Source organism: Clostridium sp. K13 (genome assembly GCF_019734195.1).
In the GTDB taxonomy this organism is placed as follows: Bacteria; Bacillota; Clostridia; order Clostridiales; family Clostridiaceae; genus Clostridium.
The window spans coordinates 25,339-31,973 of record NZ_JAASHM010000039.1 but is presented as its reverse complement, the minus strand read 5'-3'; the positions used below and the strand labels follow the sequence as shown (position 1 = coordinate 31,973).

The 6,635-nt window shown below is 30.5% G+C and carries 4 protein-coding genes; all 4 read left to right on the top strand.

Features of this window, described 5'->3' with window-relative positions:
- Positions 1-221: 221 nt before the first annotated feature.
- Positions 222-3,047 (top strand): excinuclease ABC subunit UvrA, encoded by a 2,826-nt coding sequence (uvrA, locus tag HCG76_RS16025; RefSeq protein WP_221701287.1) that lies wholly within the window; start codon positions 222-224, stop codon positions 3,045-3,047.
- Between the two features lie 74 nt (positions 3,048-3,121).
- Positions 3,122-3,571 (top strand): FHA domain-containing protein, encoded by a 450-nt coding sequence (locus HCG76_RS16020; RefSeq protein WP_221701286.1) that lies wholly within the window; start codon positions 3,122-3,124, stop codon positions 3,569-3,571.
- Between the two features lie 85 nt (positions 3,572-3,656).
- Positions 3,657-4,880: an FtsW/RodA/SpoVE family cell cycle protein gene (locus tag HCG76_RS16015; protein ID WP_221701285.1), complete on the top strand. Its 1,224-nt coding sequence runs from the start codon at positions 3,657-3,659 to the stop codon at positions 4,878-4,880.
- 5 nt (positions 4,881-4,885) lie between these two features.
- On the top strand, positions 4,886-6,439 hold the full coding sequence (locus tag HCG76_RS16010; protein WP_221701284.1) for a peptidoglycan D,D-transpeptidase FtsI family protein: 1,554 nt from the start codon (positions 4,886-4,888) through the stop codon (positions 6,437-6,439).
- Positions 6,440-6,635: the final 196 nt, after the last annotated feature.

The window sequence follows — 6,635 nt, the reverse complement described above, 5'->3', positions numbered from 1 at the left end:
CCGCCGTGTACCAGACCGGTACGCACGGTGGTGTGAGAGGTCGGTAGATAAAATAATTATCTGCCTCCTACTCGATTTAAAAATTATAAAAAACAAAAGATAAATTTCATTGACAATAAAAATTAATAACTCTAAAATTAAATAAAGAATGTTTGTTCGAGAGTAAAATATACTATTTCTGACAAAAATAAATAATGAAGTATATTAAAGAGGGTTAAAAGATGAAAGATAAAATTATAGTAAAGGGTGCAAGAGTACATAACTTAAAAAACGTATCAGTAGAGATACCAAGAGATAAATTAATAGTATTTACAGGATTATCAGGATCAGGTAAATCTTCATTAGCATTTGATACTTTATATGCAGAAGGTCAAAGAAGATATGTTGAATCTTTATCATCATATGCAAGACAGTTTTTAGGACAAATGAATAAGCCGGATGTTGATTATATTGAAGGGTTATCACCAGCAATATCTATAGATCAAAAAACTACAAGTAAAAATCCAAGATCTACAGTCGGAACAATAACAGAAATATATGATTATTTAAGGCTATTATATGCAAGAATAGGTATTCCACATTGTCCTAAGTGCGGAAAAGTAATTAGTCAACAATCAGTGGATCAAATTGTGGATCAAATAATGGATCTTGGGGATAGAACTAAGATTCAAGTTTTAGCGCCTATTATTAGAGGAAAAAAAGGAACTCATGAAAAAGTATTAGATAACATTAAAAAGAATGGGTATGTAAGAGCTAGAGTTGATGGAGAAATATATGAATTATCAGAAGAAGAAATAAAACTAGAAAAAACTAAAAAGCATAATATTGAAGCAGTAGTAGATAGATTAGTTATAAAAGAAGGAATCGAAGGTAGATTAAGTGATTCTTTAGAAGCTGCTTTAAAGTTAGGTGAAGGATTAGTAATCATAAATATAATAAATGATAGAGACATACTATTTAGTGAAAATTTTGCTTGTCCTGAATGCGGAATTAACATACAAGAGTTTGAGCCAAGAATGTTTTCGTTTAATGCTCCTTTTGGAAAATGTGAAAAATGCGATGGTTTAGGAACATTAATGGAGATAGATCCAGATCTAGTTATTCCAAACAAAAACTTAAGCGTAATGGAAGGCGCAATAGCTACTTGGGGTGAAGGTAGATTAAAGGAGGATTCTTGGACTTATGCAATATTAAAAGCATTAAGTGAAGAATATGATTTAGATTTAAAAAGACCTATAAAGGAATTATCAAAAGAGCAATTAGATTTATTATTATATGGGACAAATGGACATAAATTAATAGTTACATATACTAAAGATGGAGTAAAAGGCAAATACTCATATGCGTATGATGGAGAAATAAATGCACTTGCAAGAAGATATAGAGAAACAAATTCAGATGTAATTAAAGGCGAAATTGAACAATATATGAGTAATAAACATTGTCCAAAGTGTAAAGGTGCTAGATTAAACAAGGAAGTTTTAGCAGTTACAGTTGGTGATAAGAATATATATGAGTTTACACAAATGCCTATTAGAGAAGAATTAGATTTTATTAATTCATTAAATTTCACTGAAAAGGAAAGAATAATAAGTGACCAAATAGTTAAAGAAATTAAGAGTAGATTAAAATTCTTAGTTGATGTTGGATTAGATTACTTAAACTTATCAAGAAGTTCAGGAACTCTTTCTGGTGGTGAAGCCCAAAGAATTAGACTTGCAACTCAAATTGGTTCAGCATTAATGGGTGTTTTATATATTTTAGATGAACCTAGTATTGGATTACATCAAAGAGATAATGATAAGTTAATTCAAACATTAAAAAACTTAAGAGATGTTGGAAATACCGTTATAGTTGTTGAGCATGATGAAGATACTATGAGAGAGGCAGATTTTATTGTAGATATTGGTCCAAGAGCAGGAGAGCATGGAGGACAAATTATTGCAGCAGGAACCGTAGATGAAATTAAGGAATGTAAAGAATCTATAACTGGTCAATATTTGACTGGAGAAAAAGAGGTTAAGGTTCCAGAAGTAAGAAGAGAAGGTAATGGTGAATTCGTTACAGTTGTAGGAGCTAAAGAAAATAACCTTAAAAACTTAACAGTTAAATTCCCGTTAGGAGTTTTAACTATGGTTACTGGTGTTTCTGGATCAGGTAAGAGTACATTAGTAAATGAAATTCTTTATAAAGGATTAAATAAAATAATAAATAAAAGCAAGAATCCAACAGGTGCTTATAAAGAAATAACAGGTTACGAAAAGATAGATAAGATTATAGATATCGATCAAAGTCCAATAGGAAGAACACCACGTTCAAATCCGGCAACTTATACAGGAACTTTTGATATAATAAGAGAATTATTCTCTCAAACACCAGAAGCTAAGATGAGGGGTTATAAGCCAGGAAGATTTAGTTTCAATGTGAAGGGTGGAAGATGTGAAGCTTGTTCTGGAGATGGGATTATAAAGATAGAAATGCAATTCTTATCTGATGTATATGTTCCTTGTGAAGTTTGTAAAGGTAAGAGATATAATAGAGAAACACTTGAAGTTAAATATAAAGGAAAGAATATTGATGATATCCTAAATATGACTGTAGAAGAAGCTTTAGAATTCTTCGAAAATATACCAAGAATAAAAAATAAGATTCAAACATTAAAAGATGTGGGGTTAGGATATATAAGATTAGGTCAACCATCAACACAATTATCTGGTGGTGAAGCACAAAGAATTAAACTTGCCTTTGAATTATCTAAGAGAAGTACAGGAAAGACTTTATATATATTAGATGAACCAACAACAGGACTTCATGTTGATGATGTTAATAGGTTAGTTGAGATATTACAAAGATTAGTTGATGCTGGAAATACTGTTGTAGTAATAGAGCATAATTTAGATATGATTAAATGTGCTGACTATATAATAGATTTAGGTCCAGAAGGTGGAGATAAAGGTGGTACTTTAGTAGCACAAGGTACACCAGAAGAGATAGTTAAAAAGGAACAATCATATACTGGGAAATATCTTAAGAAGTTATTAAGATAACTTAGATGGCTTGTTATTTTTTACAATAAGATTTAATATATAATGGTAAATATACATTAATTTGAGGTGAAAATATGAGTTTGGGAAAAGTAGTCACTTTTATAGCAGGAATAATTTTTATAATTTTGTTATATGTCATTATATATTATGCATTAAAGATAATGTATAAGGATGTTAAAACTGGTGGAAAACGAAAAAATAACAACTCAGGAATAAGATATGGTATAGAGGTTATTCAAACAGGGGTAAACTCAACACTAGAGCAGGGGTCTGTAGTACCTATTAGAGGAGTAACAACTTTAGGAAGAAAACAAGAAAATACTATAGTATTAACTGAACCCTTTGTATCAGGAAATCATGCAAGAATATATACTAAAAATAATAATTTATATGTTGAAGACTTAAATAGTACAAATGGTATATATGTTAACGGTGAAAAAATAGAGGAGAAGTTAAAGCTTATTGCTGATGATGAAATTAAAATAGGAAGTGCTATTTTTAAAGTTTTAAAATCAGGTAAGTAAAACTCTAAATCTGTGATTTAGCTAGTTGAACTTTCATCTTTGACGATAGGAAAAGATGTTTCATTTAAAGAATAGAGGTGAATTTATGAAAGCATTAAAGCGTGAAAAAAGATTACTTAGATTAGTATATCTGCTATGCTTACTACTTTTCACAACTTTAGGGTTTTTAGAACAACCTTTTGATAAATTTGCATTAACAATGGGAGTAGTCTTATGTGTTTTAATAGGCTATTCCCACTTTGTAATTAGAAGATTTTATCCAGATGGAGATAAATTTATATTAATTTTTGCAAGTGTGTTGGCGGTAGTAGGAGTAGCAACATTATATAGAATAAATAGAGTAACTGCAATTAAACAATTAGTTTGGATTGCACTAGGAATAGTATCTTATATTTTAATTGTAGTAATTTTACCTGATTTAAGGAGTTTTGCAAAGTATAAAAAAGTATATATGATAATAACTTTAATGTTAATGCCATTAGCATTATTATTTGGTACGGAATTATATGGTGCAAAGAACTGGATTATAATAGGAAAGGTTATTTCATTCCAACCATCAGAGTTTGGGAAAATAGCATTGGTACTATACTTAGCATCTGCATTAGCTATATATGAAGATAAAAAGAACTTTAAAGAAGATTTTAAAGAATTATGGCAACCAGCATTGGTAGCAGGATTTTCTATGGGATGTATGGTACTTCAAAGAGACTTAGGAAGTGCATTAATATTCTTTGGTATTTCTATAACATTATTATATGTTGCAACATCTAAGAAAAAATATGTGTTTACTGCATTAGGGTTAGCGGCAGTTGGGTCAGTTGCTGGATATTCAATGTTTGGACACGTAAGAGAAAGAGTAATGATTTGGCTTGATCCATGGAAATATAAATTAGGAGAATCATATCAAATAATTGAAGGAATGTATTCAATTGCAGCAGGTGGATTATTTGGTGTTGGATTAGGGCAAGGTCATTTTCAAAACCTACCTGTTAAAGAAAGTGATATGATTTATGCAATTATTTGTGAAGAGTTTGGAATAATTTTTGCAATTGGATTAATGATAATATACTTTTTATTATTCTATAGAGGAATAAGAGCAGCCTTTGTTACAAATGATAAATATTCACAACTAATAGCAGTTGGATTTAGTACGATGATAGCCTGCCAAACATTAGTTATAATAGGAGGAATATTTGCAGTAATTCCATTAACAGGAATAACATTACCTATTATAAGCTACGGTGGTTCATCAGTATTAACAATATTCTTTGCTTTAGGAATATTACAAAAAATATCAGAGGAGGCATAAAGGGTATGAATGATTTAGCAAAAAGTGTTAAAAATGTAATGACAGTATTTTTAGTTTTCTTTATAGCATTAATATCCTATATTGCTTATTTCCAATTGATTAAGAGCCCTAAAATTAATGATATGCCTGGAAATACTAGAGTTATTGCTGAAAAAAATGAAGTTTTAAGAGGAACTATATATGATAGAAACGGAACTCCTCTAACAACAAGTGAAAGAGTAAATGAAACAACTCAAAAAAGAGATTATTTATATAATGATTTATATGTTCATGCATTAGGATATACAAGTGCCGTTTATGGAACTACAGGATTAGAAGAAGAATATGATGGTGAATTAAGTAGTTATAATGCCTTTGGTAATAATTTTAGACAGTTCTTAGATAGTATTAATGTAAATGGACTTATAGAAAGTATGAAAAAGGATAAAGAAAGTACAGGAAGCTTTAATTTTTCAAATAATTTTAAAAACTTTATGAGTGGAATAGATTTTACAAAGCTAACAGAAGAGGCTGATAAGGTTGGAAATGGAGTTGTAACAACTTTAGATACAACATTACAACAAGTAGCTTCAGATGCATTAGGAGATAATAAAGGTGCTGTTGTTGCTCTAAATCCTAAAACAGGAGAAATATTAGCAATGGTATCAAAGCCTACATTTAATCCTAACAATTTAGCTGATGAAATGAATAAAGCTAATAGTGGGAGTGCAGATGAAACACCATTAATTAATAGAGCTATAAATGGACTTTATCCTCCAGGATCTGTATTTAAAACTGTTACTTTAACAAGTGCATTAGAAAATATACCAACAGTAGTTGATAGAACCTTTGATGATGAAGGAAAAATAAAATTCCAAGATGGAACATCATTAAGTAACTTTGGAAATAATGTATATGGTTCAATAGATTTAAAACAAGCATATAAGGTATCAAGTAATGTTGTATTTGGTACATTAGCAATGGATCTTGGAAATGATAAGCTAAAAGCTACAGCTGAAGATTATGGATTTAATTCAGTAATTACTGGGCCAGGAGTATCTATAACAGCAAGTAGATTTCCAACATTAAATAGTGCTGAATTAGGTAATATGGCACAAAGTGGTATAGGGCAAGGTAGTGTTTTATCAACTCCTATGCAAATGGCTTTAGTAGCAGCAACAGTAGCAAATGATGGTGTTATGATGCAACCTAAATTAGTTAATTCTATTGTTGATAAAGATCAAAACATAGTGAAAACTATAGATGGTAAACAATTGAAGGAAGTAATGTCTAGTGATATAGCCGAAACAATTCAAGATTACATGACATATTTAGTTGATAGTAATTTAAATAAATGGCCAGCATTTAAGGGAACTAATGCAGGTGGAAAAACAGGTACAGCAGATTATACTTTACCAGATGGAAGCGAAGCAACTCCACATAGCTGGTTTATAGCAGCAGCACCAATGGATGATCCACAAATAGCAGTTGCAGTAATAGTTGAAAATGGTGGTACTGGTTCAGGGGCAGCAGCAACAGTTGCCAGTAAGGTTGTTAGGCAAGCGGTTTTAGGAGACTAAAACTATAATTTAATATTGGATACAGTTAGGTGTATAACGGAAGAAATTCTGATACAAGGATAAAATGAGTTAAGAGTTAAGAGAGAATAGTTAAGAGCTGTGGTGTTAATTTACAAGCTTCTATAGAAGCGTAAGCCCTTAAACTATTAACTCTTACTTCTTAGCTCTTAGTTTTTTTACAAAGGAAAGGGGAGAG